Annotated in this window: 26 protein-coding genes and 1 pseudogene; 19 read left to right on the top strand and 8 right to left on the bottom strand. The window is 45.2% G+C overall.

Going from position 1 to position 25,089, the window contains the following annotated elements; all coding sequences use genetic code 11:
* The first annotated feature begins 40 nt into the window (after window positions 1-40).
* The 3 genes from ACL934_RS16845 (at window position 41) to ACL934_RS16835 (ending at window position 3,101) form a co-directional block, all read left to right on the top strand.
* Entirely contained in the window at window positions 41-1,417 is a 1,377-nt protein-coding gene (locus ACL934_RS16845) for a hypothetical protein (RefSeq protein WP_374075451.1), read from the top strand.
* Window positions 1,414-2,022, top strand: coding sequence for a hypothetical protein (locus tag ACL934_RS16840; RefSeq protein ID WP_374075450.1), 609 nt, complete (start codon window positions 1,414-1,416; stop codon window positions 2,020-2,022). Before ACL934_RS16845 ends, ACL934_RS16840 begins: the two co-directional genes overlap by 4 nt.
* 92 nt (window positions 2,023-2,114) lie before the next feature.
* Window positions 2,115-3,101, top strand: a complete 987-nt coding sequence (locus ACL934_RS16835; RefSeq protein WP_374075448.1) for a pectin acetylesterase-family hydrolase — start codon at window positions 2,115-2,117, stop codon at window positions 3,099-3,101.
* A gap of 75 nt (window positions 3,102-3,176) precedes the next feature.
* Here ACL934_RS16835 and ACL934_RS16830 read toward each other — a convergent pair whose 3' ends face one another.
* Window positions 3,177-3,977: an SPOR domain-containing protein gene (locus ACL934_RS16830; RefSeq protein WP_374075446.1), complete on the bottom strand. Its 801-nt coding sequence runs from the start codon at window positions 3,975-3,977 to the stop codon at window positions 3,177-3,179.
* Window positions 3,978-4,109: 132 nt separating this feature from the next.
* On the opposite strand from ACL934_RS16830, the gene ACL934_RS16825 reads away from it, so the two are divergent.
* Window positions 4,110-4,961 carry an inositol monophosphatase family protein gene (locus tag ACL934_RS16825; protein WP_374075444.1) on the top strand — a complete coding sequence of 284 codons (852 nt, stop codon included), beginning with the start codon at window positions 4,110-4,112 and terminating at the stop codon, window positions 4,959-4,961.
* 2 nt (window positions 4,962-4,963) lie between these two features.
* Here the strand turns inward: ACL934_RS16825 and ACL934_RS16820 are convergent, their stop codons facing one another.
* The 3 genes from ACL934_RS16820 to ACL934_RS16810 all read right to left on the bottom strand — a co-directional run bounded on the left by ACL934_RS16820 (window position 4,964) and on the right by ACL934_RS16810 (window position 6,637).
* Window positions 4,964-5,875, bottom strand: coding sequence for a hypothetical protein (locus ACL934_RS16820; RefSeq protein ID WP_374075442.1), 912 nt, complete (start codon window positions 5,873-5,875; stop codon window positions 4,964-4,966).
* A gap of 149 nt (window positions 5,876-6,024) precedes the next feature.
* Complete coding sequence (locus ACL934_RS16815) at window positions 6,025-6,321, bottom strand: hypothetical protein (protein WP_374075441.1); 297 nt, start codon at window positions 6,319-6,321, stop codon at window positions 6,025-6,027.
* Window positions 6,322-6,355: 34 nt separating this feature from the next.
* Window positions 6,356-6,637, bottom strand: a complete 282-nt coding sequence (locus ACL934_RS16810) for a CsbD family protein (protein ID WP_374075439.1) — start codon at window positions 6,635-6,637, stop codon at window positions 6,356-6,358.
* A 198-nt stretch (window positions 6,638-6,835) separates the two neighbouring features.
* Here ACL934_RS16810 and fliL point away from each other — a divergent pair, with 198 nt between their 5' ends.
* The 13 genes and pseudogenes from fliL (at window position 6,836) to ACL934_RS16745 (ending at window position 18,309) form a co-directional block, all read left to right on the top strand.
* Window positions 6,836-7,399 (top strand): flagellar basal body-associated protein FliL, encoded by a 564-nt coding sequence (fliL, locus tag ACL934_RS16805; protein ID WP_413612646.1) that lies wholly within the window; start codon window positions 6,836-6,838, stop codon window positions 7,397-7,399.
* 9 nt (window positions 7,400-7,408) lie between these two features.
* Window positions 7,409-8,410, top strand: coding sequence for a flagellar motor switch protein FliM (gene fliM, locus ACL934_RS16800; protein WP_374075435.1), 1,002 nt, complete (start codon window positions 7,409-7,411; stop codon window positions 8,408-8,410).
* Between the two features lie 128 nt (window positions 8,411-8,538).
* Window positions 8,539-8,790: pseudogene (gene fliN / locus ACL934_RS16795) on the top strand (flagellar motor switch protein FliN); the annotation flags it as partial.
* Window positions 8,791-8,800: 10 nt separating this feature from the next.
* Entirely contained in the window at window positions 8,801-9,487 is a 687-nt protein-coding gene (locus tag ACL934_RS16790; RefSeq protein ID WP_413612645.1) for a FliO/MopB family protein, read from the top strand.
* 5 nt (window positions 9,488-9,492) lie between these two features.
* On the top strand, window positions 9,493-10,242 hold the full coding sequence (gene fliP, locus ACL934_RS16785; RefSeq protein ID WP_374080486.1) for a flagellar type III secretion system pore protein FliP: 750 nt from the start codon (window positions 9,493-9,495) through the stop codon (window positions 10,240-10,242).
* A gap of 9 nt (window positions 10,243-10,251) precedes the next feature.
* Window positions 10,252-10,524, top strand: coding sequence for a flagellar biosynthesis protein FliQ (gene fliQ / locus ACL934_RS16780; RefSeq protein WP_295905968.1), 273 nt, complete (start codon window positions 10,252-10,254; stop codon window positions 10,522-10,524).
* Between the two features lie 3 nt (window positions 10,525-10,527).
* Window positions 10,528-11,307 carry a flagellar biosynthetic protein FliR gene (locus ACL934_RS16775; protein ID WP_374075430.1) on the top strand — a complete coding sequence of 260 codons (780 nt, stop codon included), beginning with the start codon at window positions 10,528-10,530 and terminating at the stop codon, window positions 11,305-11,307.
* Between the two features lie 32 nt (window positions 11,308-11,339).
* On the top strand, window positions 11,340-12,401 hold the full coding sequence (flhB, locus tag ACL934_RS16770; protein ID WP_374075428.1) for a flagellar biosynthesis protein FlhB: 1,062 nt from the start codon (window positions 11,340-11,342) through the stop codon (window positions 12,399-12,401).
* The gene (gene flhA, locus ACL934_RS16765) at window positions 12,401-14,500 is read left to right on the top strand and encodes a flagellar biosynthesis protein FlhA (RefSeq protein WP_374075426.1); all 2,100 of its coding nucleotides are present in this window, start codon (window positions 12,401-12,403) and stop codon (window positions 14,498-14,500) included. The genes flhB and flhA overlap by 1 nt, the downstream gene beginning before the upstream one ends.
* Window positions 14,490-15,938, top strand: coding sequence for a flagellar biosynthesis protein FlhF (gene flhF, locus ACL934_RS16760; RefSeq protein ID WP_374075424.1), 1,449 nt, complete (start codon window positions 14,490-14,492; stop codon window positions 15,936-15,938). Before flhA ends, flhF begins: the two co-directional genes overlap by 11 nt.
* On the top strand, window positions 15,935-16,765 hold the full coding sequence (locus ACL934_RS16755) for a MinD/ParA family protein (protein ID WP_374075421.1): 831 nt from the start codon (window positions 15,935-15,937) through the stop codon (window positions 16,763-16,765). The genes flhF and ACL934_RS16755 overlap by 4 nt, the downstream gene beginning before the upstream one ends.
* 60 nt (window positions 16,766-16,825) lie before the next feature.
* Window positions 16,826-17,611, top strand: coding sequence for a FliA/WhiG family RNA polymerase sigma factor (locus ACL934_RS16750; RefSeq protein WP_374075418.1), 786 nt, complete (start codon window positions 16,826-16,828; stop codon window positions 17,609-17,611).
* Between the two features lie 152 nt (window positions 17,612-17,763).
* Complete coding sequence (locus ACL934_RS16745; protein WP_413612644.1) at window positions 17,764-18,309, top strand: hypothetical protein; 546 nt, start codon at window positions 17,764-17,766, stop codon at window positions 18,307-18,309.
* Here the strand turns inward: ACL934_RS16745 and ACL934_RS16740 are convergent.
* The 3 genes from ACL934_RS16740 to ACL934_RS16730 form a co-directional block, all read right to left on the bottom strand.
* Window positions 18,248-19,654, bottom strand: coding sequence for a hypothetical protein (locus ACL934_RS16740; RefSeq protein WP_374075415.1), 1,407 nt, complete (start codon window positions 19,652-19,654; stop codon window positions 18,248-18,250). The genes ACL934_RS16745 and ACL934_RS16740 overlap by 62 nt on opposite strands.
* A gap of 446 nt (window positions 19,655-20,100) precedes the next feature.
* Entirely contained in the window at window positions 20,101-21,216 is a 1,116-nt protein-coding gene (locus ACL934_RS16735) for an RNA polymerase factor sigma-32 (RefSeq protein ID WP_413612643.1), read from the bottom strand.
* A gap of 7 nt (window positions 21,217-21,223) precedes the next feature.
* Entirely contained in the window at window positions 21,224-21,529 is a 306-nt protein-coding gene (locus ACL934_RS16730) for a polyhydroxyalkanoic acid system family protein (protein WP_374075411.1), read from the bottom strand.
* A gap of 182 nt (window positions 21,530-21,711) precedes the next feature.
* Between ACL934_RS16730 and aspS the strand changes: the two genes are divergently transcribed.
* Entirely contained in the window at window positions 21,712-23,526 is a 1,815-nt protein-coding gene (gene aspS, locus ACL934_RS16725; protein WP_413612642.1) for an aspartate--tRNA ligase, read from the top strand.
* A gap of 47 nt (window positions 23,527-23,573) precedes the next feature.
* Here aspS and ACL934_RS16720 read toward each other — a convergent pair whose 3' ends face one another.
* Window positions 23,574-24,239, bottom strand: coding sequence for a hypothetical protein (locus ACL934_RS16720; protein ID WP_413612641.1), 666 nt, complete (start codon window positions 24,237-24,239; stop codon window positions 23,574-23,576).
* Between the two features lie 64 nt (window positions 24,240-24,303).
* Here ACL934_RS16720 and ACL934_RS16715 point away from each other — a divergent pair, with 64 nt between their 5' ends.
* A complete protein-coding gene (locus tag ACL934_RS16715; protein WP_413612640.1) occupies window positions 24,304-25,074 on the top strand; it encodes a DUF1266 domain-containing protein in 771 nt (256 codons plus the stop codon).
* The last annotated feature ends 15 nt before the right edge of the window (window positions 25,075-25,089 follow it).

Below are 25,089 nucleotides of genomic sequence, written 5' to 3'. Positions count from 1 at the left end.
CGAGAGGGACCCTCCGTTTATAGTGCTTAGAGAGGATTTTGTGAAGCGCGTTTTTGGCCGGATCACAGCGGCAATTCTGATTACTTCGACTCTCGGAGCTTGTTCTCCTGAACCTCACTCGGCTCAGGAAAACGGGTCCGTTCGCGTTTTGGCTCCTATGAGCAATTCTAAAGGCACTTATTCTCTCGATGTGATGGAGCTTCACGGCATTGAAGACCTGCAAACTATGGCGGGTCGTTTCGTGCGCTTTTTCATGAGCCCGCGCATTATCAACAGCCGCCTTGATGGTCAGTCTCCAAAAACTCGATTTATCCGCAACAAACAAGGGGAGTACATCCCTGCCAACGAAATCACTCAACAATTGGTCACGGTCTACGCTCACATGCAAAGACTTGCTGAGTTGGATGAGGAGTTGGGCGCAAGTGGCGTGAACAAATGGCCACGTGATATTGGTGTTGCAGTGAAAGTCAAAGGCGGCGTGAGAAACAATGCCTTTTATGATGGCGCTACAGATTCGATGCTCTTTGTTCCTTACACGCAAAACGGTCTTCCTATTGCCATCAATGGCGGAATTCTTGCGCATGAACATTTTCATTCTTTATTTTATAAACTCGTACTTCCAGAATCTCCCTACAAGGGAAGTGTTCACGATCGCGAAGAGATTTTGAAAATCACAGACGTGCAGGAAGATCTTTCCACTTCAACACGTCAAAGACTCGATGTGCTTCCGATCGAAAGTCATATGCGCATGGATGAAGGAACTTTGCATTTCTATTATCACATGGCGATCACTCGCGGATTGAACGAAGGCCTCGCGGATTTCTGGGGCTGGATGTATACAGGCGATCCGGATTTCATCGCGCAGTCTTTGCCAGGCGAAAAAAATGCGCGTTCATTGAAAGTGACGGATGAAACTTCTGTGAACTCTTTACCGAGCCCAGAAGCTTTGCAGAGATCTTTGAAGATCTTCTACAACTCTGGCGACAACAAAAAGATGAAAGAATACTCTATTGGTTTTGCTTACTCTTTGGCGACGCAGTATTCACGTTTCCTAAAACGCCTGACAGACATCTATGCCAAAGATCGTGGTGTTGAGCCTTTACAGGCGCGCAAGGAAATTGCCAAGGTTCTTATTAAGACTTTACCTAAGATTAAAAGCAGCTTTGAAGGTTTGTCTGAAGACTACTACACATCGGTGCAATTCGTAGAGTCCCTGATCGAGCAATTGGGAGAATTAAAAGAGAACGAGTGCGCGTTCTTAGCGCAAGTGATGACGAACTCTGTGGAAGTTTCCAACGAAAAGTTTGTTTGCAAAAGTAATAAAATTGAAAAAGAGCAGATCGTTGATCCTGCGACGCCATCTACGACAGAAGCTCCTGTTAAGACAGCAGAAGTACCTCAAGGTGAAGCGAAATGAGGTCTTTGATTTTACTCTTTGTTCTTTTGTTCGCAGGTCTTGCGCAGGCTCAGGTTTCCCGTGCGAAAATGCCTTCTTTCCGAGATGAATCCAACTCTCTGAAAATTTTCTTATTAAATCCCGAAATGCGCTACGAACGTGCCGATTCCCAAGAGATGGTTGACCGTAAACCTTTAAATTTCGCAGTGGCTCTGCAAATGCGTAAGATCAGCGTGTTGATGGAGTACGCCCGTTTTGAAGAAGACACTGGTAACGGAACTTCTTCCTTAGAGCGCACTCATCAGGACGTTGTAATGTGGGGCCGCTATCATTTCTTTAACGGCACAAATGGTGATCAAAGTGTTGAGTCGACCCTCTTTGCGGGTGCCGGTGCAGGACTTTACGAGGACGAAGTCACAACAAATTTGATGGGACAGTCACGGACGGATAAGAGCAATACCAAATTTATGTCTGGTGTTGTTGCCGGTGGTGAGGTTTCTGTGAATGTCACTAAAGACTTTGGTGTATTGGCAGCACTTGAAGGGCGCGCTCTTTTTGCATCGGACTTCGACCCAAATCCTGTGTGGAGCGCCGTTTTGCGTCTGGGCTTTCAGTTGTCGCTTTAATTGCCAGGTGCCACGTCTACTGACGCGGACTCTTGTCTTGTGTCATCAAAGTACATATTCACTCTGTTAAAAGCCCCGATAAAATCGGGGACATGAAAACAATTAAATTCATCCTTTTATTTGTCAGTCTTTCTTGGTCTCTTGCCGAGGCGAGAAATTGGGAAAGAATTTATATTCCTGGAGCGATGTGTGGAGACGGGCAGAACTACAGTGTCTTTATTGATCGCAAAGACACGGATAAACTGCTTGTCGAATTTATGGGAGGTGGCGCTTGCTGGTCTGAGGGGACTTGTTACGGAAACAGTCCGCTGACCCGAATTCAACCTATGGAAGGTCCGCCACCTACGACGGTGATGGCGACGGAAGGCCCGAACAATCCATGGAGTCGTCACACCGCTATCTTCATGCCTTATTGTACGGGTGATGTGCATGCGGGATTTCACACGGCTTCTTATCAAAACTCAGTGATGCTTTACCACAATGGATACAACAATGTGGTTCTTACTTTTCAATACTTACAGCAGCAAGATATCATTCATTTTCAGGATGTGATTGACGCCACAGTTTGGGGATACTCCGCGGGTGCCATCGGAGCTCTTTTGCACGGAACAACTTTAGAATCTTTCTTATCAGCAAAAGCTAAAAAAACTTTGATCGCCGACAGTCCCGGACTGCATTTCGGAAAAAGTTTTTGGCAGAAATTCACACCAGCTCTGAATCACGATTATGCGGAAAGTTTTGGTCGAATCAACTTATCTTACTCGGTAGACGATGGATTCTTAGCGCCCCTCATGGGCCCGGTCTTTTTAAGATATGCCCATTGGAATGTCGGTGTCTTGCAGTCGACGAAAGATCTTGTGATGTCGATCGTCTTTGGCGATATTTCGCCGGAAGGTCACAGCCAACTTGTTTTAGGTCCCTCGGGAATTGCTGTGATTGCCAAACCATTTGGAAATGTCAGAACTTGGATTGCCGATACGACGATGCATACTTTCTTGGTGCGAACTTCAAGTGCCACTTATAAGGATGCTTTTGGCGAAACCGCCTGGGATTTTGCAGTGCGCGTACATGGGATGTAAGGACGAGGAAAATAAAAAACCCCACGTTTTTAAGCGTGGGGTTTTTTAGGAATTAAACTATGATTTTACGATCAATTATTCAGTGATCTTTTGCACAATCGCTGATCCAACTTTTGCTTTATTCAAAAGTTCACCGCGGTAAGTTTGCGCTTCTTTTTGCGTTGCAAACTGGCCAACACTCACGCGGTACCAAGTTTTACCTTTGATATTCGCAGGAATGTAGAAGGCGCTGTAACCTTTGTTTTTAAGATCAGAAGCCATTTTTTGAGCTTCTGCTTCTTCAGCATAAGAAGCTACTTGCACTGTGAATTTACCGACAGCGTATTGCGCAACGTCTTTTGGCAATGAAGATGGAAGACGCTCTTCTTTAGTTGCGTCTTTTTTCTCGACAGCTTCATGGGTTGTTGGCGCTTTGCCTGCTGCGATGTTTTTAGCCGCAGAAAGAGGCTCCTCATGTTTTGTTACAGGAGTTGATTTGTCTTTGACTGGATTTGGTTTTTGAATTTCAGATTTAGGTTCTTTTGTTTTTACTTCAGCAACGTCGCCATGGTGGCCGCCGTGACCTTCTTCTGTTTTAGCGGCAACTTCTTCACCGTGTTGTGCTTCGTTGGCTGGAGCTGCATCGTCAGCGACGAACTCTTCAGCTAATTTTGCGATTTCTTCATCCGTCATCGCGCCCACTTTGTGTTCGCTTTCTGGAGTTACGGACGCCACTTCACGCTCTGTAGAATGAGATGATTTTTGTGGTTCTAAAGCTGCTAGCTGATGTTGGTTGTCACTGTACTTTTTGCCTACGAATGTACCGATAGAAAATGACAGCAAAGAGATAAAGAAAACTATCGCTAGTTTCACAAAAGAATCAGTTTTAGAACTCATTTTTTCAATCCTCATAGTTTTAAACTCGCTTGATCGCCTAAGTTTAAGGTCCTTCCTTTGACCCTTCAATCATGTTAGCTTTAAGTCTCGGAACTGGTCAATCATCAGAGAGTCCGGCTCAAAGGGAAAAGCATGGAAAATGGCGTAAAATCAATGGATTGGAAGCAGGTCTTAGGTCAAGCAATCAAGGCAGTAAGCCTAGGGCGCGAGGTGCTTCTCAATTATTTCGGTAACTTAGAGCACATCGAAGAAAAGTTTCAAGCCGGTCTTGTTAGTGAAGCCGATAAAGAATCAGAACGAGTCATTGCAGAGCATCTTAAGAAAAATTTTCCCACGATTGGTTTTTTGGGCGAAGAAACTTTTGCCGCGCAAAATGCTCCCGGGGCGAAAGTCCAGGCCCAGCCTGCAGGTCCGGAGGGTCGTTGGATTTTAGATCCTTTGGATGGAACGACAAATTACATTCATCGTTTTCCGATTTTCTGCATCAGCTTGGGTTTAGAAATCAACGGCCAAATCCAGCTTGCTGTGATTGATGTGCCGATTCTCAAAGAAACTTATACGGCGATTCGTGGGCAAGGTGCTTTTGTGAATGGTCGACGTTTGCAGGTAAGCAAAAACAAAGAGTTGAAGAAGGCGTTGCTAGCAACGGGCTTTGTATCAGAACACGAACATGTCATAGCAGAACAATTAAAAGTTTTCGACGAGATGGTGCGCAAGTGCCGTGGCGTGCGTCGTCCTGGAGCTGCAGCTTATGATCTTGCGCAAGTGGCTCGCGGAGTCTTTGATGGATACTGGGAAAGAAACATCCAGCCTTGGGATGCTGCTGCGGGAATTTTGTTAGTGGAAGAAGCCGGCGGCATCATTGAAACCTATCGCGGAGAAAAATATCATCCTTACAAAAATTCTATTGTCGCAGGTAATGCAGACCTCGTGCATGAAATTCAAGGCGTGCTTAAAAATCACCTGCGTGCGGAAACTCAATAGTCCTATTGCTGCTGAGTGAATTCGATATTGAGGTCTTGGCCGATCTTAAGAATTGTCTTTTTATAAGCTTGGGCCTGCGCGCAGGTTTTACCCAGTTTCGCTAAGAGCTCGCCGTCAGAGGCGCTCAAGGAATTTCTAATATCCTCGCAAGAACTCAGCATCACGTTTAGATAGTCCAAAGATTTGGAACCAGTGCTGCGAATGTATCTGGTACTGCGATCGAAGCTGGTTTGATCAAAACCTGGCGGCTTATGGTGGATGTAAATCATGCGCAGGAATTTTTCGATGGCCATTTCTTCCATTTCAAAACTTAAAAGAATTTGTTGCTGAAGATCGGCAAAGGCCACGAAGTTCGCAACCGTGGCTTGCTTGTGTTCTTCATTCGCGTAACCGCCAAACATTTTATAGCGATCCCAAGTGCCAAAGAAGTCTTCCTTCGCATCACTCATGTTGTTCACCAAACGAGATTCCGTCGTTGGGTCGTCCAAGAGGCGAGCGCGATCAAAGAGATAATGCATAAACTCATGGGTGATCGTCCACGCATCCGCACTTTCCAGCAAAAGAATTGTCGGAGTATGAACACGATTGTAAGTCGCTCTTTCTGTCAGAAAAAGTCCCAGGACACCTTCATTAAAAATCTTTTCGTAACGTTTCATCAGATCTGGAGGAGGAGTCGACAAAAAAGCAATAGTCGCTGGTTCTTCTTGTGTCGGCATTTTGAAAAGATCGACACCCATGTGAGCGATGTATTCCAATTTTCCCTTTGCATCGAGAGGAAGAAGGGGGCTGAGCAGGGGAACTTGCACTTTTTTTCCAAACTCCAAGGTTGTGCAGTCCACGCATTTTGCAAAGCTTGTCTGTGCCGCGAGGATCAGGGGTAGGGCAAGGATGGCGATGTTGGAAAAAAGTTTCATGTTTGGTCTCTCTTCTTCCTTTCAAGAAGAGCAAAAGAAAGACCCTATTTAGAGGGCTCAAATCGAATTAAATGGCGTCTAAAGGGTTGTCGCTGTCGAACCTTTCAGGGAGAGACAAAAGAGGGCCCCTTGCGGGGACCCTCTTAAAGCTAGTGAGAAAGCTTGTTTTTAAATTCTTCGTATTTTGATTCTACTTTATCAGCGAATTTCGCCATGAAGCCTTTTGCTTGGGCGTCATCAATGTGAAGGGAGTCCATCACCTGGTGAACTCTTTTGCTGGCTTCTTCTTTAGGAAGGCCTGTTTTCTGTGAAACTAAATCCACGAGATCATCAGGGCTAGACATAGCTTTGCGGATTTCTTCATCACTGAGATTCAGGTTGCTGAACTGTTGTTTCAGTGCGCCTGAAACTTCGTTGAATTTTCCTTCTAAGAATTGCTTATCCATAGATTCTCCTTCCTCAGCATTGAGGCTTTCATATCTAGTGCGATAGCTTGTTTTTAACTTTGTCGATGCCTTCGTTTAATTTGTCTGAGGCCGCTTCTTTGCCTTCTTTAAACTTTCTTTCCCAAGTAGACATGAGGTCGTTCACTTCTCGAGAGGCTTCTTCTTTAGAAAGTCCGACTTTTTGTTGAACTAGACCACTGAGGGCTTCGGCATTTCCTTTTGTTTTTTGGATATCATCGTCAGTCAGCGCGCCCCATTTTTTTCTGAGCTCGCCGGAAATTTCTTTGATTTTTCCTTGGAATATATCCTTGTTCATGATGAACCTCCTTTTTGCATTCATTATACGTCAAATCTTCACGCCAAAACTTTGACTCCTGTCATAGAATTACTACCCGGCAAACAATGTCCCGGGAGGCAAAAATTGCCTGAAATCAAATATGTTGGACTGCAGTCTATGACGCTAGACTAGTGTCCTGTTGGCATCCGTGTTGCTTTCAATCTTGATAGGACCACTATGTGGTCATTCATCATGGAGGATGAAGTGGCTGAAGAAAAAGCGGCAGCAGCGGAAGCGTCGTCAGCTCCGAGCGGGGGATCTGGACAAAAGCCTATACTACTCATTGCCTTGGCGGTCATTAATATGCTCGTCGTCGCCGGCGTGGGATTTATGCTTTATCAAGGACGCAAAAAGGAAGCAGCAGAACCTAAGATTGAACACGTCATCAAAGGGGAAGCGGAAGCACAACATAAAGAAGCCACTGAAGAAAAAGAAGTGGTGGGCAAGGTTGTCCCTCTTGAAACTTTCATCGTGAATTTAGCAGGCTCTAAGGGCCGCAAGGTTGCGAAAGTAAACATGGAACTCGAAGTGAAGGGGGACCATGTGCTTGAAGAAATCGAAAAGCGCAAAGCGCAAATTCGCGACATCATTATTATCATTCTTTCTTCTAAAACATATGAAGATGTCTCTTCTCGTGAGGGGAAAGACGGTTTGAGAAACGAAATCAAGGACACGATTAATTCCTTCCTGGTGCAAGGGAAGATTTCAAACGTGTTCTTCACTGAGTTTATCTATAACTAAGGCAGGACTATGAATCAGGTTCTTTCGCAAAGTGAAGTGGATGCTCTGTTAGCCGCGGTCTCTGATGGAGATGTCGCGACGGCAGAAACATCCAAGCCCGAAGCCCAAAATGTGGGGAAAGTGGATGAACGTAAGATTGTTTCTTACGACCTGACAAGCCAGGACAGAATTATCCGTGGTCGCCTTCCGCAATTGGAAGTTATCTACGAGAAATTCATGCGTGCATTCCGCGTTTCTTTGTCATCTGCGCTTCGTAAGATTGCCTCTATCACTTTGACATCCACTGAGTTTTTAAAATTCGGGGAGTTCATTAATACTTTACCAATGCCGACTTGCATGAGCGTTTTGCGTTTCGGGAACTTGCGTGGTTCGGCTTTGTTCGTGATCGAAAGTAAATTGGCTTACGCTCTGGTCGACAGCTTCTTTGGTGGAGCGGATCGTCCTTATACAAAGATCGACGGAAAAGATTTTACTCCGATTGAGCTTTCAATCGTACAAAAAGTCGTGGGTCTTGCGATCAACGATCTAGAAATGGCTTGGGCTTCCATTGAGAAAATCGGTTGTTCGTTTGTTCGTACGGAAGTGAATCCACAGTTCGTGGGTATCGTTCCTCCGACGGACGTGGTGATCGCATCCACTTTCGACGTGGAGCTTGAAAACGCGACGGGCACGATCTCTATCGTGATTCCTTACGCAACGATTGAGCCGATCAAACAAAAACTTTCAACGGGCTTCCAAGTGGAGTCTGACCAAACTGATAAAAAACTTTGGACTTCGATCATTCAGGAACAACTTCTTGAAACAGACATGGAGATCAAAGTGAATCTTGGTGAAACCGAGATCAAGCTGAAAGACATGATGAATTTGAAAGTGGGCGACGTGATTCCTTTGGATCAAGACGCTTCCGGAGAGTTCGATGTGAATGTTGAAGGCGTGAAAAAATTTAAAGGTTATTACGGAATACATCATGGAACTGTCGCGGTCCAAGTAACACGACCGGTGCAAAAGTAGGGGGATAAATGGGTGACGATACTTTAGATAATTTGGCGGATCAGCTCGTAGCAGAAGCTGCGGGAATGGCGGAAGGCGCAAAGAAGCCGGCAGCGGCGCCAGCAGCTCCTTCTCCAAGTGACCGCAACTTGAATTTGATTTTGGATATCCCACTGAAAGTTTCCGTTGAGTTGGGTCGCACGAAAATGCCAGTGAGTGAGCTTTTGAATCTGACTCAAGGTAGCGTGATCGAACTTAACAAATTGGCCGGTGAGCCGATGGAAGTTTATGTGAATGACAAATTGATCGCGCGCGGTGAAGCCGTGGTGGTCAACGAGAAATTCGGTGTGCGTTTGACAGATATTATTTCTCCAGCTGAGCGCGTAGAACAGCTCAGATAAGAGGTTTAAGATGCGTTTGTTGCTTTCTTTGATCTTTGTTTTAGCTTCAGTATCTGCCCACGCGGCGGAAGAAGCAGTGACAACTTCAGCGGCCCCCGCTGAGGTTGCAGCTACGGAAACTGCAGGTGCGGCGGCGACAGAAGCAGCGACCCCTGTTGAGAAAAACAAAGTAGATACTCGCAAAGAGTCTGAGATTCCTTTGAATCTTGAAAAGGACAAGAAGGCGGCTTCAGAAGGAAGCGGTGTATTCCGTATTCTTTTTACTCTTTCGATCTTGGGTCTTGTGGGAACAGGTGCTTACTTTTTCCTCCGTAAGTACAAAATTCCTAAAGCCATGAAACACCAAACGCAGATCAAAGTTTTGCAACAGCACTATTTGGGACCAAAAAAGAGCTTGGCGATTGTGCGTGTCGCTGGTGAATCTATTTTGATCGGTGTGACGGATCACAATATTTCCATGATCAAAGCTTTATCTCTTCTTGATGATGAAGTTCCGGAAGAAGCGCCACAAAACTTCGGAAAAGTTTTGGGTGGTTTGAGTTCTGCAAAAGCAGACTTTGAAAACAGTGACGAAGAGGCAACGCCTGCTCCTAAAAAGCGTGTTGCGAAAGATTTGGATTCTGACGAAGAATTCGCGATCAGCGGCATTAAAGATATCGTTTCAAAACGCCTTAAGGGAATGAGGTCTCTTCAGTGAGAAAGATGAATTGGACTCTTTGGAGTCTTCTGCTTTTGCCTCTGGTTTTCTTATTTAGTTCCAGTGCGTTTGCTCAAGTGACTCTTCCGACGGTGAATCTGGGTTTTAAAACCACGGACAACCCGAACGAAGTCGTGAACGCTGTTAAATTGATTTTAATTATGACGGTGCTGACTTTGGCGCCAGCAATTCTTATTATGATGACGGGTTTCACTCGCATCATCATCGTCTTTTCTTTTTTAAGACAGGCGATGGGTGTTCAGCAAATGCCACCGAATCAATTGTTGGTGGGTTTGTCTTTGTTCCTGACTTTCTTTGTGATGCAACCGGCCTTCAACGAGATCAACACCAAAGGTATTCAGCCTTATCTTGCCGGGAAGATTTCCCAAGATGCGGCGATTGAAAACACTTTGGCGCCTCTTCGTAAGTTTATGTTCAACCAAACTCGTGATTCGGATTTGGCTTTGTTCATCAAACTTTCGAAAGTGGATAAACCAAAAACTCGTGCCGACGTTCCTACGATGGTTTTGGTTCCGGCCTTTGTGGTTTCTGAATTAAAAACGGCATTCCAGATTGGTTTTATTATTTTCCTTCCATTCCTTGTCATCGACATCGTCGCGGCCAGCGTTCTGATGGCGATGGGGATGATGATGCTTCCTCCGGTTGTGATTTCGTTACCCTTTAAGATCATGCTCTTTGTCCTAGTGGATGGATGGGGTCTTCTCATCGGTTCCATGGTGAAGAGTTTCGGGTAGAGGTGAAAAATGACAGAAGAACTTGTAATTCGACTTGGACAAGATGCTCTTCGTACTACAGCTATGCTGGCAGCTCCGCTCCTTATCAGCACGCTGGTTGTGGGTTTGGCCGTCAGTATTTTCCAGGCCCTGACTCAGATTAATGAGGCGACCCTCACATTCATTCCCAAAATGATTGTCGTCGCTTTGGTGTTCGTGCTGGCGGGACCGTGGATGATGGATGTGATGAGCAGTTACACGGTGAATCTTTTTGAAAATATTGCCGTGATGGTGAGGGAATAGCGAGTGATTAACTGGAGTTCAATGACAGAGGCTCAGATTCTTCTTTTTGCGCTGATTTTTCTGCGCATGATTGCCTTTGTCGTTTCTTCAGCGGTTTTTGGCTCTCCGACGATCACCGTGCCTATCAAGGTTCTCCTTTCGATCGTATTGAGCGTTTTGCTCTTTCCGGTGGTTAAAGTAGGCAATGTTGACTACTCTTTAATTTCTAATGAAATCATTGGTTTAGCGGTCCGAGAATTGATCATCGGATTGTCGTTGGGATTTTTAACCCGCTTGTTCTTCTTCGTAGTCACAATGACAGGGGACTTGGTGTCGATGTCCGTGGGTCTGAGCGCGTCTCAGATGTACAACCCTATGTTGGGAAGTCACGGGAATACGATTGATCAATTTTACTCTACAATCGGAACGTTGGTTTTTTTAGCTATCAATGGGCATCACATGCTGATCAGTGCAATTGCGCAAAGCTATGAACTTGTGCCTGTAAGTTCTTTAGCTTTTAACGTGGGCCCTTTTGCAGAGATGGCCGTATACGGTCAGACCGTTATGTTAATGGCGATCAAGATGTGTGCACCGGTTTTGGTCACGATCTTGTTGGCAAATTTGGCGATGGGAATTTTGGGGAGAGCAGTGCCCCAGATCAACGTCTTGGTGACGAGCATGCCTGTGACGATCATGTTGGGAATGACAGTTGTGTTTATCTGTCTGCCTTTGATGGTCATAGAAATGAATGGTCTAGTTGAAATCACAGCTAGCAAACTGTTTGCTGTGATGAAACAATTATAACAACAAGCTTTTAAGTTCTAGGAAGGAACGAGATGGCTGAAGAGAACGGTGAAAAGACCGAACAGGCGACGGATGCGAGACGGGAAGAGTTTCGCAAACGAGGGAATGTCGCCCATACAAAGGAACTTGCGTCGGCAGTTATTTTACTGGCGGCGGCTGGGTGCGTGTATGCCTTGGGTCGTTTCTTCTTCAAAAATCTCTACGAAGTTTTTCAATACTCCTTTGGAAACGATATGGTTGTGCTAGTGCGTGAAGGAAAATTCACGGACGCTTTCCGTTTCTGTGGAGAAAAAGCTTTGATCCTTATGGCACCCGTGATGGGCATGGCCGGTGTTATCGGTGCTGCTTCTTCGATCATGCAAGTGGGCTTCCTGCAAGTGGAAGACGCACTTTCTCCTAACTTTGAAAAATTGAGTCCTGTGGAAGGTTTCAAACGCGTGTTCAGTTTGCGCGCGGTGGTTGAAGCTTTGAAATCCATTTTGAAAATGGGAGCGGTGGGAATCGTTCTCTATTTCCTTTTGCGCGGTGAGGTTCGTCAAGTTCCTTACATGCTGACATTCTCGATCGAACAAATCTTGATGTACTTGGGTGCTGTTGTCGTGAAGCTTTTGGGCGGCGTGGGTGCGGTGATGCTCATCATCGCATTGGCTGACTACTTCTATCAGCGCTGGGATCTTGAAAAGAAAATGATGATGACCAAACAAGAGGTCAAAGAAGAACATAAACAACGCGAGGGTGATCCGATGATCAAATCTCGTATTCGTCGTATCCAAAGGGAGATGGCGAGTAAGAGAATGATGGCGGAAGTTCCTAAAGCGGACGTCATCATCACGAACCCGACGCACATTGCGGTTGTTTTAAAATACTCTGACAATTTACCAGCCCCGCAACTAATTGCGATGGGCGCTGACCACGTAGCAGAAAAGATCAAGGAGATTGCGCGCGAGCACAATATTCCTATCGTGGAAAACAAGCCGTTGGCTCGTACGATCTTTAAAACAATGAAAATTGGACAAGTTATTCCTCGGGAGCTTTTCGTCGCTGTGGCAGAAGTGCTTTCGTATGTTTATCGTTTGCGTAGGAAGAAAAGATAATGGATCAAGTGTTTCAATTCCTAAAAAGATTCGACAAGATCACGAAGAATACGGATCTTTTTATCGCGTGTGGATTGCTCGCAGTCTTAGCGGTGATGATCATCCCATTGCCACCGTTCATGCTCGACATCTCCTTGACCTTCTCTTTGGCGATCAGTGTCTTGATCCTTTTGGTCAGTATCTATACCGATAGAGCTCTGGATTTCACTTCTTTCCCTTCGTTGCTTCTCATGACGACGTTATTCCGTCTGTCTTTGAACGTGGCAACAACACGTTTGATTTTAACGCACGGACATGAAGGTGAAAAAGCGGCCGGTGACGTGATCGCGTCTTTCGCGAACTTCGTTGTCGGTGGAAACTACGTGATCGGTTTTGTGATGTTCATCATCTTGATGGTCATCAACTTCATGGTCATCACAAAAGGTTCGGGCCGCGTGGCGGAAGTTGCAGCTCGTTTCACTTTGGATGCAATGCCTGGTAAGCAAATGTCGATTGATGCTGAGTTGAACTCGGGTCATATCACAGAAGCGGAAGCTCGCAAGCGCCGTAAGCAGATCGAAGGCGAAGCGGATTTTTACGGAGCGATGGATGGTGCCTCGAAGTTCGTTCGTGGTGATGCTATCGCCGGTATCATTATCACCATGATCAATATTTTGGGTGGTTTGGCTATCGGGGTTATTCAAAAAGGCCTTGATGTGGGAACAGCGGCAAAATACTACACGATGCTCACCATCGGTGACGGTCTTCTTGCTCAGATCCCGGCTCTTGTGATCTCAACAGCTGCCGGTATCATCGTTACTCGTACTTCGAACTCTGACAAAGACGTCGGTGAAGAAGTTACGGGACAACTTTTTGTTAAACCTCGCGCCGTGATGATTTCAGGTGGCGTGTTGATCTTGATGGGTCTGGTTCCGGGTTTGCCAACGATTCCATTCCTTTTGATGGGTGGTCTGTTGTGCGGAACAGCTTGGATTATTAAGAAAGCCCGTTTTGAAAAAGCGGAAGCGGAAAAGAAACAATCCGATCAAGCGTTGGCAGCTCCGAAAAAAGAAAATATCGAGACGATGTTGCCACTGGATATGGTGGAACTCGAAGTTGGTTATGGTTTGATCAACATTGTTGAATCGGATCAGAGCGGTGACTTGCTTGAACGTATCGTCAGTATCCGTAAGCAATTTGCTTTGGATTTGGGTATCGTGGTGCCAAGCATTCACATCCGCGACAACTTGCAATTGGCTCCGGGTGAATACCGCGTTCTGATTAAAGGTAACAGAGTCGGAGGCGGAACTCTTCGTCCTGAAGCGATGCTTGCCATGGATCCAGGAAATGTGGCGGAGCGTATTGAAGGTATTCCAACAAAAGAACCTGCGTTCGGGTTGGATGCTCTTTGGATTTCTCCAGCTCGCAAAGAAGATGCCGAAATCGCTGGTTACACGGTGGTGGATTTGCCAACAGTTATGGCGACTCACCTTACGGAAATCGTTCGTTCGCATGCCCATGAGTTGCTTGGCCGTCAAGAGGCGTCCACTCTTATTGAGAACTTTAAGAAATCTCATCCTAAAGTGGTGGAAGAACTTATCCCAGATCTATTGCCATTGGGATCTGTGGTGCGTGTTCTGCAAAGCTTGTTGAAAGAGCAAGTTTCTATCCGTGATCTATTGACGATCTTTGAAACATTGGCGGATGAAGCTCCTCGCAATAAAGATATTGAAGTGCTCACAGAGCAAGTTCGTCGTGGTTTGGCTCGCGGAATCACTGCGAAGTACACAACAGATCAAGGCAATATCCCGGTGATGACTTTGCATCCGGTGATTGAAGAGATGATTGCCAACTCACTGTTGCAAACAGAGCAGGGTGTTCAACTTGTGATGGATCCAAGTTCCGCACATCGTTTGATCAATGAAATTGCTCGTACAGTGGAAAATCATCCGGAAGTGGCAAGTCAGCCGATCTTGCTGACAAGTCCAACTTCCCGTCGTCATTTATATAAATTAACGTCCCGTTTTATCCCTCAGCTAGTTGTGTTGTCACACAATGAATTGACTTCAGATGCGGATGTACAATCGGTTGCACTCGTGGAGATGAGCCATGCAGGTTAAGAAATTTGAAGCCAGAACAATGAAAGAAGCCCTTGAGATGGTCAAGACCCAGCTAGGTCCTGACGCCATCATTCTTTCTGCACGTGACAACAATAAGAGCTTCGGCCTTGTTGGTGAGGGAAGTGTGGAAATCACAGCGGCGGTTTCGGAAGAAACTTTGCAAAAGAAAAAATTTGCAGAATCAAGATTGCGTGAACAGGATCGTGAAAAATTCTTGAAGAGCCCGGCTCGTCAGCAAAAAGAATTGATCCACAAGATGGTGGAAAAGCATGTGCAAAAAACACAGGCACCTGCTCCCATCACGCAACGTCGTTACATCGATATCGAAGACGAAGCAGAATTGTCTCGTCAGAAACAGGTGGCTGAAGAAAGAGTTCGCTCTGCGGCCCAAAGAGCTTTGAACGCATTCCAGGAGCAAGAGGATATCTTGAGAGGAACTGCGAAAAGGGCGGCTCAACAACAGCAGCAACAAGCGGCACCCGTGGTGAAAAAAGCGGTTTCAGCTCCGGCGGAAGCGGCAGAGATCACGGCTCTTAAGAATGAAATTGCCAGTTTGAAACAAGTCATCACTCAGTTCCAACAAATGCCACAAAGTTTCGTGGGATCTCATCCCGGAGCTGACTATGGCATTAATTACGATTTGAGTTTTGTTTTTGAAAAACTCACTAGTGCAGGCATGGCTCCGGAAATTGCGGCAGAGATTCTGACGAATGCACAAGAGACGTTGCCAGCACTGAAACTTAAAAATCGTTCCTTGGTTGAAGCGTTCGTCGCTCGCCACGTTTTGGATACAACAAAGATTTCTCACAACCCAACGAGCGGTAAAATCCACTGTTTCGTGGGACCTGCGGGAAGTGGTAAAACATCAGCTTTGATCAAAATGGCAAGCCAGATGGTGGTTCGTGAAGGTAAGAAGATTGCTCTTTTCACGACAGACACTTTCAAAGTGGGTGCCGCGGATCAAATGAAAATCTACGCACAAATCTTGAATGTTCCGTTCTCTGTGATTCGCACACAGAATGATTGGACAAACTTGATGCGCTATCTTGCCAATGTGGATTGCGTGCTGGTGGACTACACGGGCTTAAGCCTTAAGAGCAATGATGAGATTCACATGTTGAAGAGCTTATTGCCGCCTTCAGCTTTGAATCCAAATATCCATTTAACTCTTTCAACGAATGCCAAAGACAGTGATGCCACTGAATTGGGTCGTCGTTATTCCGTTCTTGGTTACAAAGACGTGATCTTCACTTCTTTGGATGAATCTACTCAGCACGGAACCATTTATAACTTTATGAAACGTTTTGATGTTCCTTTGCACTCATTTGGAATCGGCTCCCGTGTTCCTGAGGACTTTGAGTTTGCAACAAAGGAACGTCTTTTGGATCTCATTTTTAAAATTACAAAACTTAAACAACAGGATTCAGAAGCAGTATGAGAAAAATGAATTCCTTTGATATGCATCGTACAAGAACGATCAGTATCACTTCGGGCAAAGGCGGTGTTGGTAAAACCACTTTGGTGGCGAACCTGGCATTAACTTTGTCACAACGAGGTAAGAAAGTCCTCATCCTGGATGGCGACTTGGGCATGGCCAATGTGGATATTCTTTTTGGTGTAAAAACCCAAGGAAACATTCACGATATTTTGGCCGGTCGCAAAGAGATGAAAGACATTCTGACGGAAGTTTCCAAAGATGTGTTTTTGATTCCCGGCGGAAGTGGTGTTGTGGAGTTCAACCACATGAACCATTTCGAAAGAAGAGCGATGGTGGAAGCTGTGAGTTCATTGCCTTTGGGCTTTGACTATCTGTTGATTGATACGGCTCCAGGCATTGCTGAAAATGTATTGTTCTTAAACTCAGCAGCGCAAACGGTGTCGGTAGTGATCACTCCGGATCCTGCCAGTTTTGCAGATGCCTATGCTTTAATCAAAGTTCTGCATAAGAACTACAAAGTGAATCACTTCTCCATTGTTTGCAATCAAGTGCGCGATGAACAAGAGGGTTTGGGCCTCTATCAACGCTTTAATGATGTCGTAAACAAGTTTCTCTACATAGGTCTGGACTACTGGGGTTCGATCCCGAATGACGTCGTTTTGCGTAAGGCAATTCAGATGCAACGTCTCATTGTGAGACAAGATGTGGGTGCAGAATCATCAAAAGCGATTCGTCAAATTTGCAATCAGATAGAGAAATCTTCTAAGCAAATCGAATCTACGGGTGGAATGCAGATGTTCTGGGATCAGGTCGTTGGATTTGCATAGCAGATTTGGACTTTCAGCTCACGGACCTGTTTGTTAACATAGTTCTTAAGAGGGAAAAATATGGGGAAAAATGCGGCACTGTTGAAGAAGTACAAAGAAGAGCCACGTAAGCTTGCTGCTAATCAAAAAGATGATCTCATTAAAGAATATGCGCCGTTGATTAAGTTCATCGCGCAAAAAATCGCCGTACGTCTTCCCTCAAATATCGAGTTGGATGATTTGATCTCTGCGGGTGTGATCGGTTTGATGGATGCGATTGAGAAATACGATTCAACTCGCGACAATAAATTCAAAACTTATGCGGAATTCCGTATTCGCGGTGCCATTCTTGACGAACTTCGTGCTCAAGACTGGGTTCCGCGTTCGATTCGTGACAAAGCAAAACTTCTTGATAAAACCATGGTTCAACTTGAAGCGGACCTGGGCCGTTCCCCAACGGATGAAGAAGTTGCCAAAGCCCTCAATGTCACGATTGATGAATTCCATGATCTTGTAAACCAAGTGCGTCCTGTCAGTCTTCTTCCGATTGATCAGGCAACGACATTCAGCAATACGGATAAAAAATCCATCATGGATATTTTGGAAGGCTCTCGCACGAACAGTCCTTTCAATCAGCTGAATGTTAAGAACATCAAGGAAGTTGTCGCTCAAGCTATCGAAGAACTTCCAGAGAGACAGCGTTTGGTGCTTTCCCTTTATTACTATGAAGATCTCAACCTTAAAGAGATCGGCCAAGTTTTGAGAGTGACAGAGTCCCGCGTTTCCCAATTGCATGCTCAAGCAGTCGCGCGTCTTCGCGCCAAGCTGGCGGCGACGATTGGCGCCGGTGAGTTGGAAATCGCATAGTCGTTTAAATAAAAATTGCGAAACAAGAAAAGGGTTCTGTCATCAGAACCCTTTTCTTTTCTTATTTCCTCAAAGCTAAATTTGTTTTAAAACTTTGCAGGAATGAAATCACTGGAGTGATTTTTTGAGGATATGATAGCTCTAGAGGAAATATGTTCGCAAAATTTTTGAACCCCTTTTCGGCCGGCCAAGATTTTAAGCTCAGTCAGAATAGGCTCGGTTCTTATATCAGTTTAAGCATTTGGTGTGTCAGCTTCGTCTTCTGTTTCTATTATTTTGTCATGGGTATTGAAGTTGAAAAATTGGGATTTATTGCTGTTATCGCTTTAGTAGGCGCCGTTGGATCACGACTCTTTCATATAAATAAGAATAAAGAAGCAGTGATTCTGCAATGTATATTAATGTACATCTCTCTTATCTTTGTTTTGACTCTGCCGGTGGTCGGGCAATACGTCATTATGTGTGTGCTCATCATTGTCCTAACACCTATCATTTTACTAAATGAAATGCAGTCAGGCATTGTTTTCACCAATCTTGTCGCGGGTGCACTTTTACTCAGCGTTCAGGAGCTGCGTGGGCACTCGTCGGAACCTGTTTTGGAGCAGATTCTCGACTTCTTTATTAAGTTTATGGTTATTATTTTCGTCTTTGTTCAAGTATACGGTTTGCGCCTTCTTTTGGAAAGAAAGCCTCATTAGTGAAGGCTGAGTGGTGACGGAAGAAATCCATTCCTACTCTTGGATCTGCCGTTGCCAATCCCAAGAACATCGAAGAGTAATCAATAGACTGCAGGCGATCAATGGGGAGTTGTAGATCCATCAAACTGCATCTCCATAAAATTTCATAAGAACCGTAGTTGTAAATGCATTCTTTGTTGCGAACCATTGTCACCAGGTCGGCGAGTCCCTCGGGATAGACGGGAATAAATCCGGCGATAATATGGGGTGAGACTATGAGGTGCGGATTTTCGTTGATGGCATTGGCATGATACGACGATCTGATTTGGTTTGTGCTTGGATCACGATAGCGGACTTCTCCAGCTCCCAAGCCCCACATGTATGCTTTGTTCGATTGTTGAGAAAACCAAAGACGATCTGCTTTCTGTGAGTTTGCCATATTTCTAAGATAGGCTTCGCTGTGATTGGCGGCCCCACACAGATAGTTGACGAATTGAACTGTAAAGCTTGAAAGATAGTGACCGGGATGATCGGTCATAAGTTGAATGCCTTGATATTCTTTGTGGGGAAGTTTGTGAGGTTGCCCATAGTGCAGATCCCACATCGCACTCATCTTTCCGGGTTTGCCGGATTTTGTTTCCGCATATTTTCCCATGCAGGCCACAACGAGATATTCATTAAAGACTGCCGTGGTTCCGAGTCCTTGCTCTGTTTCAAGATTATAATTTAAATACAATCGGCCCTTATCGACGTCAGCCACTGCCGTGGCCCAATGAACCGACAAGAGAATATGATCTGCAAGTTTGCGAAGCTGACCATCCGGATCTTGTCCTGTTGCGGAGAAATAGTTGGCGGCTATCTGTGCTCCCGCTGCAAGAATAGCTGTGTCGACCGTGGAAAATCCATCACCTTTAGAAGCTGAGTTGTTTTTGCCTGTGCGTGCATCAAACCAATGACGAAACCAACCTGTTTTAGAACGGACAGATTCGTATCTCGCACCCTGAATGTATCCTTCACCCAGAATAAAGGAAAGAGACTGAAGTGCTTTCGCCCGTGCACCGGTATCAACACTTGTGGCATCAGCTAGAGCTAGGGCAATCAATCCCATACCCGTGGAAGCAACAGAGCTATTATAGTCGGGTGGTGAAGAGGGATCTAAATTAACAGCATCATAGTATTGCCCTGAATTTGGATCGCGCAAAACGTGGTTGTAAAAAAGAAGACTGTCCTTCAGAAGTTTTTCATAGATGGCTTTGTCAGAATTCGAAAGAGCTTCCGCTGCAGTAACAGACGAAGGTTGACGTTGAAAGTGAGTGCAGCCGCTTAAAATGAAAACTAGTGTCGCCAGAATAAAATGGATCTTCATAAGATCTTTATCGGTCACAAGTGCTCAATATTTTATGTCGCTACACGAATATCAAGTTCACCGAGAGTTACAAATCGTAAAGAGTTTTGTCCGAAAAACAGATGTACCCCTCGCTGGAGGGAATGCTCATCAACGATGAACAAGGAACTGATTCTTGCAAAAAATAAAAGCGGCCCTAGGACCGCTTTCTTATGGACGAGAGTTTTCCTCTGCAAAGGAGACTCTTATGAAAAGAACCTCTGAACAAGATTCTTTTCGGCAATTTAAGGAATTTCTTAAGCTACTGTTGCTGATTCTGCTTTTGCTAATCACTTCATGTAGTTAGAGAGCCCGTAAATCCCCATAAGGGCTTAAGACACAAATTAGGACAAGTATCGGCTAGTGGGTGAGCTGAGCTTAAAACTCGGGAAATCATCAAGGACGAAGCGGTTTTGGGGCCGCTTGAATTAATCAGAAATCTCTTCGTCCATCTTGGCTTTGATTTTCTTCATCAAGCGCGCTTCCATTTGGCGAACGGCCTCGCGAGTAATGCCGTATTTTTCGCCGATTTCTTGCAAGGTGAGGGGATCATCGTTGAGGATGCGTTCATCCAAAATAATTTTCTCACGATCAGAAAGCTCCGGACGAATCTCTTCAATTTTTTGTTTGAGAATTTCCAGTTGTTCTTCTTTGGCAAGAACTTCATCCAAAGGCTGATCATTCACGTTCTTCTGCATATCGCCTAAACTTGTGGTGGAGTCTTCATCCAAAGGGCGATCTAAGCTCATATCCCGACCAGACATACGCATCGCCATATCGCGAACTTCATCTTCAGGAATTCCGAGTCGGCTAGAAATAAGCGCCGTGTTGGGCTCAATTCCCATTGCATCCAACGCTTCTTTTTCTTTTTGCAGTTGATAGAAAAGTTTTCTTTGGTTCTGAGTCGTTCCGATTCGCACCATCGAATACTGGCGCATCAAGAACTCTTGAATGTATCCGCGAATCCACCACACGGCATAAGTGATCAGACGAGCCCCTTTGTAGGGATTGAACTCACGAACCGCGTGCATCAGGCCCACATTGCCTTCTTGAATAAGGTCGATCATCTTCGAGCCAAATTTAGAATACTCAGCGGCAACTTTAACGACGAAGCGTAAGTTGGCTTTCACCAACGCTTCGGCCGCTGCGGGATCTTTAGATTCAAAATATTTTTTTGCAAGAGCCGTTTCTTCTTCTCTCGTTAAAACTTTATAACGACGAATTTCATTCAGATACATCACCAAAGGATCTGCCGAGGTGATGGCTTTGGAAGAATCACTGACTGCTAAAGATTTAGAATCTTCAGCAGGCTCATGGACGTCGAAATCTTCTTCAGGTCCAGAGACGGCGTAAGCCTTTTCTGCCTCCGCCGACGGATTGACGTCCTCGTGGCTGTGATCGTCTACGATTTCGGCAACAACGCTTTTAGGCTCGACCTTTTTTCCATTTTCGGACGCAGCTTTTGATGAAGATGCTTTTTTTGCAACCTTCTTCGCTACAGTCGATTTTTCAGGAGTGGAGGATTTCGCCTTGGTTTTTGCCATAGAGTTTTTAGCCTAGGTACTTAGCTAGTTTCCTTTGCAAAGTTTCTTGGACTTTACCTTTGAACGGAGTGAGCATCAATGGCAGATCCACCGTGACAGAGACTTTACTGCCTGCGCCAGCCGCCGCGACCGCCATATCCGCTTTAAATTGCGATCCCTTTAGTGCGGCGCTCTTAGATCCATCATCAAATGAGCACTGAAGTTTTGGGTCAAAGCGTCGAATATCCTGATCGTTTGCTAGGAATTCTTTGATTTTCTTGTAGGCATCTTCGGCATTGTGGCTGCTTTGGTGATCAATAGTAAACTTAGGCATTCAGACATCCTTTACTTGGTTCAGAAGAAAAGTATATCGCCCGTATCACCTAAGAGCAAAGCCTTGCAGTGCTTGCTAGCATAAGGCTTGATTTTGGGAGGGATAAAAAGATGCTTTTTGACTGTGCCTAGACAATATGCCACTCTGTGGCTCGTATTTCCTTCACAAAAAAAGGCACAGCTATGAAGTTTGTAAAAGAGCTTAAAAGAACACACTATTGCGGAAGTCTAGGTTTATCCCAAGTCGGACAAAAAGTTGTCTTGATGGGATGGGTGGATGTTCGCCGAGATCACGGAAGTCTTGTTTTCATCGACCTTCGTGACCGTGAAGGAATCGTGCAAGTTGTATTGGACCCGAACAAAGCCGAAACATCTTCAGCTAAAAATCTTCGTGGGGAATTCGTTCTTGCTGTTGAGGGTGTTGTTCGCGCGCGTCCTGAGGGAATGAAGAATAACAAAATCGCGACAGGAGCTATCGAAATCGAAGCAGTTCGTTGCGAAATTCTTAATGAGTCTGCGGTTCCTCCATTCCAAGTTGATGATGAAAACGTAAATGAGACTTTGCGCTTGAAGCATCGTTATTTGGACCTGCGTTCACCCCGTTTGACGAAACATCTTTTGACTCGCCATAAAGTGGCGCAGTTGGTTCGTCGTTTCTTATCTGAGAATGGCTTTGTTGAGGTTGAAACTCCGATTCTTTTCAAATCCACTCCAGAAGGCGCCAGAGATTACCTTGTTCCGTCACGCGTGAATCAAGGAACTTTCTATGCGTTGCCTCAGTCGCCGCAAATTTTGAAACAGCTTTTGATGGTGTCTGGTTACGACCGCTATTTCCAAATCGCTCGTTGCTTCCGTGACGAAGACTTGCGTGCAGACCGTCAACCGGAATTCTCGCAAATCGACATGGAGATGTCTTTCATTGACCAAGAAGACATCATGCAGATCAACGAAAAACTTTTGCGTACGATTTGGAAAGAAATCAAAGGTGTCGACGTTGGCGATATCCCGCGCATGTCTTACCAAGAAGCGATGGATCGTTATGGTATCGACAAACCTGATACACGTTTTGGTATGGAGATCAAAGATCTGCAAAAAGTAGTCACAGGTTCTGGTTTTAAAGTTTTTGACGACGTTTTAGCTCGTGGCGGAATCGTGCGTGGTATTGCGGTTCCTAAAGGTGGTACATACTCTCGCGGTCAATTCGATAAATTGACGGATATGGCGAAACGCGCAGGAGCCAAAGGCCTTGTGTGGATCAAATCGGAAGCAGATGGCTCTTTGACGTCTCCAGTTTCCAAATTCTTCAGCCCTGAAAAATTGGCGGAGATGTTTAAAGCTGTGGGCGCGAATAACGGCGACTGCGCTTTGGTGGTTGCAGATGATTTCGATACGGCTTGCGCCGCTTTGTCGACATTGCGTTTGCACTTGGGTAAAGAATTGAACTTGATTGATACGTCTAAAGATCATTTCTTGTGGGTGATCGACTTCCCGGCATTTGAGTACTCTCCCGAGGAAAAACGTTGGGTGTCTAGACATCATCCGTTCACGTCTCCCAAAGACGAGTTCATGCAAGATCTGATTGATGGCAACGAAGCTTCTTACGGGAAAATGCTCGCGAAAGCTTACGACTTGGTTTGTAACGGTTACGAGATGGGTGGCGGAAGTATCCGTATCTATCGCACGGAACTGCAACAAGCGATGTTCCGTCTTTTAGGTATGAACAAAGAACAACAAGAAGCGAAGTTTGGATTCTTGTTGGATGCTTTGAAATACGGAGCGCCTCCTCACGGTGGTATTGCTTGGGGTATGGACCGCCTTGTGATGCTGTTGTGCGGAACAGACGCCATCCGCGAAGTGATTGCCTTCCCGAAAACGGCGAAAGCTTCGGACTTGATGGCGGATTGCCCAAGCGAAGTCAGTCGCGATCAGTTGACGGAAGTCGGTGTTCGTCTGAGCCCGCTGGCAGAGAAAAATCTAGAAGAGATGAAAAAAGTATAGTTGAAAATAAAAACCCCGGAAGATCTCCGGGGTTTTTTTATATTCCTTTAATCTTCCGAGGGAATATTTACGGAGATAGAGCCTTCCGTTGTTTGAACTTTGATGTGCCCCACTTCCTGAGGAAGAATTTCGGCAACAGGCTTGGTTTTTAAATTGTTTTGAATCTTTCCTGAGACGGACTGCAGTTCTAATTCATAGAGAAGATCTTCTGGAATTTGCAAGTGCACGTTGCCATCGCGGGTTTCAATTGTGACTTGCCCTTTGAAAGATTCCGGCAAATACACGTCGGCTTTCAACTTTGAATCGGATTCTTTCGTCAGCTCTTGGCCATTCACGTTCATTTGAATCCAACTGCTGGCAATGGGCTCTTGAAACTGAATGTGCACGGCATCTTTTTCTGCCGTTTGTAAAACAAATGGTCCCTGTTCAAAGCGCGGCACTTTCCCGTGCATGTGAACTTTTAAGGTATTTCCCGCATGAATTTTCAAAGATAAATCTACACGTCGCGAGGACAGCGTTAAACGATTCATTCCCTGAAGAAAAAATTCTTCATTCTCCTCATATTTCTGTCCCTGCAAAATCTTATCAGTCACAGAGTTGAAAGCATTAAAGACAGAGTCAGGATTATTAAAAACGTACCCCATGATGAGAATCAGCGATCCCACCAAAATAAAAAACAGGGCTCCTAGACCTAGTAGAAACTTCTTAAGCATCTGTATAAACTATCACCTTGAAATGGAAAGTTAAACGTAATTGAATGGATGGTAAGGAGCTTTCATGCAGCGTATTCTTCCAGAAACAGATTTAGAAAAAAAATTAATGTGTCTTGGTGCTGTTTTTGTCGAAGAAAATCAAGTTCTTGATGAGCTGTTTCAAGTTGTCGGGTCTGATCTGGTTGAAGGCCAGGAATTAGCACCTGAAATTAAGGAACAAGTTCTTAACGAAATCGGTGAGTACTTTTTCCGTCTGGATATGAACTACGGACCCGATATTAAAGCGGATTGCATCGGCATTCTTGAAGAATTTTGGGCGGTTCATGATAAAAAATCCGCTCTGGGTAACTTAGAGAACATTCGTACCCAAGGGCATCGCACGAAGTTCAATGTCTTGAAATCCACTCTGCCATCTGATGGAAATATCGACTTTGCAGCGATGGAAAAGTTTAAACAGATCTTTTGTTTCGACTTCGCAGAAAATCAAGAGATGCAAATGAGCGACGATGACTATCGCAAACTTGCGACTTGGTTGCAAAGCACGAATAAGTATCTGAAAGAGTCGAACATTCTTGCCTGGGATGCCGCTCGTTACATTCATCTCGTGCGTTTAAGTTTTGTCTCTGGCTATCTTTCAGATAATGAAGCTTGGGCTGAGATTTTAAAACTCGCGCCGATCATTGAAGACCGTTTTGGTTCTTGGATGGAATTTTCTCAGAGCTTTCTTATCGGTCGCACTTTTTGGTCGGGTGGGGCAGATCCCCAGGTAAAATCCATTTGTGAAAGACTTCTCGGGCATCCCGCGAGCCCTTGGCAGTTCATCAACTGGACCTAGCTCCAGTTTTCTTCC

Source organism: Bdellovibrio sp. HCB-110, assembly GCF_047323225.1.
Taxonomy (GTDB): domain Bacteria; phylum Bdellovibrionota; class Bdellovibrionia; order Bdellovibrionales; family Bdellovibrionaceae; genus Bdellovibrio.
Note: the sequence above shows the minus strand (reverse complement) of the source record. Positions and strands in the feature narration are given on the sequence as shown.

Excerpts from the sequence above, each read along its gene's own strand:
- flhF (WP_374075424.1), top strand. The coding sequence starts at position 14,490 with ATGCAGGTTAAGAAATTTGAAGCCAGAACAATGAAAGAAGCCCTTGAG.
- ACL934_RS16755 (WP_374075421.1), top strand. The coding sequence starts at position 15,935 with ATGAGAAAAATGAATTCCTTTGATATGCATCGTACAAGAACGATCAGT.
- aspS (WP_413612642.1), top strand. The coding sequence starts at position 21,712 with ATGAAGTTTGTAAAAGAGCTTAAAAGAACACACTATTGCGGAAGTCTA.
- fliQ (WP_295905968.1), top strand. The coding sequence starts at position 10,252 with ATGACAGAAGAACTTGTAATTCGACTTGGACAAGATGCTCTTCGTACT.
- fliM (WP_374075435.1), top strand. The coding sequence starts at position 7,409 with ATGAATCAGGTTCTTTCGCAAAGTGAAGTGGATGCTCTGTTAGCCGCG.
- ACL934_RS16840 (WP_374075450.1), top strand. The coding sequence starts at position 1,414 with ATGAGGTCTTTGATTTTACTCTTTGTTCTTTTGTTCGCAGGTCTTGCG.
- ACL934_RS16715 (WP_413612640.1), top strand. The coding sequence starts at position 24,304 with ATGCAGCGTATTCTTCCAGAAACAGATTTAGAAAAAAAATTAATGTGT.
- ACL934_RS16815 (WP_374075441.1), bottom strand. The coding sequence starts at position 6,321 with ATGGATAAGCAATTCTTAGAAGGAAAATTCAACGAAGTTTCAGGCGCA.
- ACL934_RS16750 (WP_374075418.1), top strand. The coding sequence starts at position 16,826 with ATGGGGAAAAATGCGGCACTGTTGAAGAAGTACAAAGAAGAGCCACGT.
- flhB (WP_374075428.1), top strand. The coding sequence starts at position 11,340 with ATGGCTGAAGAGAACGGTGAAAAGACCGAACAGGCGACGGATGCGAGA.
- ACL934_RS16720 (WP_413612641.1), bottom strand. The coding sequence starts at position 24,239 with ATGCTTAAGAAGTTTCTACTAGGTCTAGGAGCCCTGTTTTTTATTTTG.
- fliL (WP_413612646.1), top strand. The coding sequence starts at position 6,836 with ATGTGGTCATTCATCATGGAGGATGAAGTGGCTGAAGAAAAAGCGGCA.
- flhA (WP_374075426.1), top strand. The coding sequence starts at position 12,401 with ATGGATCAAGTGTTTCAATTCCTAAAAAGATTCGACAAGATCACGAAG.
- ACL934_RS16740 (WP_374075415.1), bottom strand. The coding sequence starts at position 19,654 with ATGAAGATCCATTTTATTCTGGCGACACTAGTTTTCATTTTAAGCGGC.
- fliP (WP_374080486.1), top strand. The coding sequence starts at position 9,493 with ATGAATTGGACTCTTTGGAGTCTTCTGCTTTTGCCTCTGGTTTTCTTA.
- ACL934_RS16735 (WP_413612643.1), bottom strand. The coding sequence starts at position 21,216 with ATGGCAAAAACCAAGGCGAAATCCTCCACTCCTGAAAAATCGACTGTA.
- ACL934_RS16790 (WP_413612645.1), top strand. The coding sequence starts at position 8,801 with ATGCGTTTGTTGCTTTCTTTGATCTTTGTTTTAGCTTCAGTATCTGCC.
- ACL934_RS16810 (WP_374075439.1), bottom strand. The coding sequence starts at position 6,637 with ATGAACAAGGATATATTCCAAGGAAAAATCAAAGAAATTTCCGGCGAG.
- ACL934_RS16820 (WP_374075442.1), bottom strand. The coding sequence starts at position 5,875 with ATGAAACTTTTTTCCAACATCGCCATCCTTGCCCTACCCCTGATCCTC.
- ACL934_RS16825 (WP_374075444.1), top strand. The coding sequence starts at position 4,110 with ATGGAAAATGGCGTAAAATCAATGGATTGGAAGCAGGTCTTAGGTCAA.
- ACL934_RS16745 (WP_413612644.1), top strand. The coding sequence starts at position 17,764 with ATGTTCGCAAAATTTTTGAACCCCTTTTCGGCCGGCCAAGATTTTAAG.
- ACL934_RS16835 (WP_374075448.1), top strand. The coding sequence starts at position 2,115 with ATGAAAACAATTAAATTCATCCTTTTATTTGTCAGTCTTTCTTGGTCT.
- ACL934_RS16830 (WP_374075446.1), bottom strand. The coding sequence starts at position 3,977 with ATGAGTTCTAAAACTGATTCTTTTGTGAAACTAGCGATAGTTTTCTTT.
- ACL934_RS16730 (WP_374075411.1), bottom strand. The coding sequence starts at position 21,529 with ATGCCTAAGTTTACTATTGATCACCAAAGCAGCCACAATGCCGAAGAT.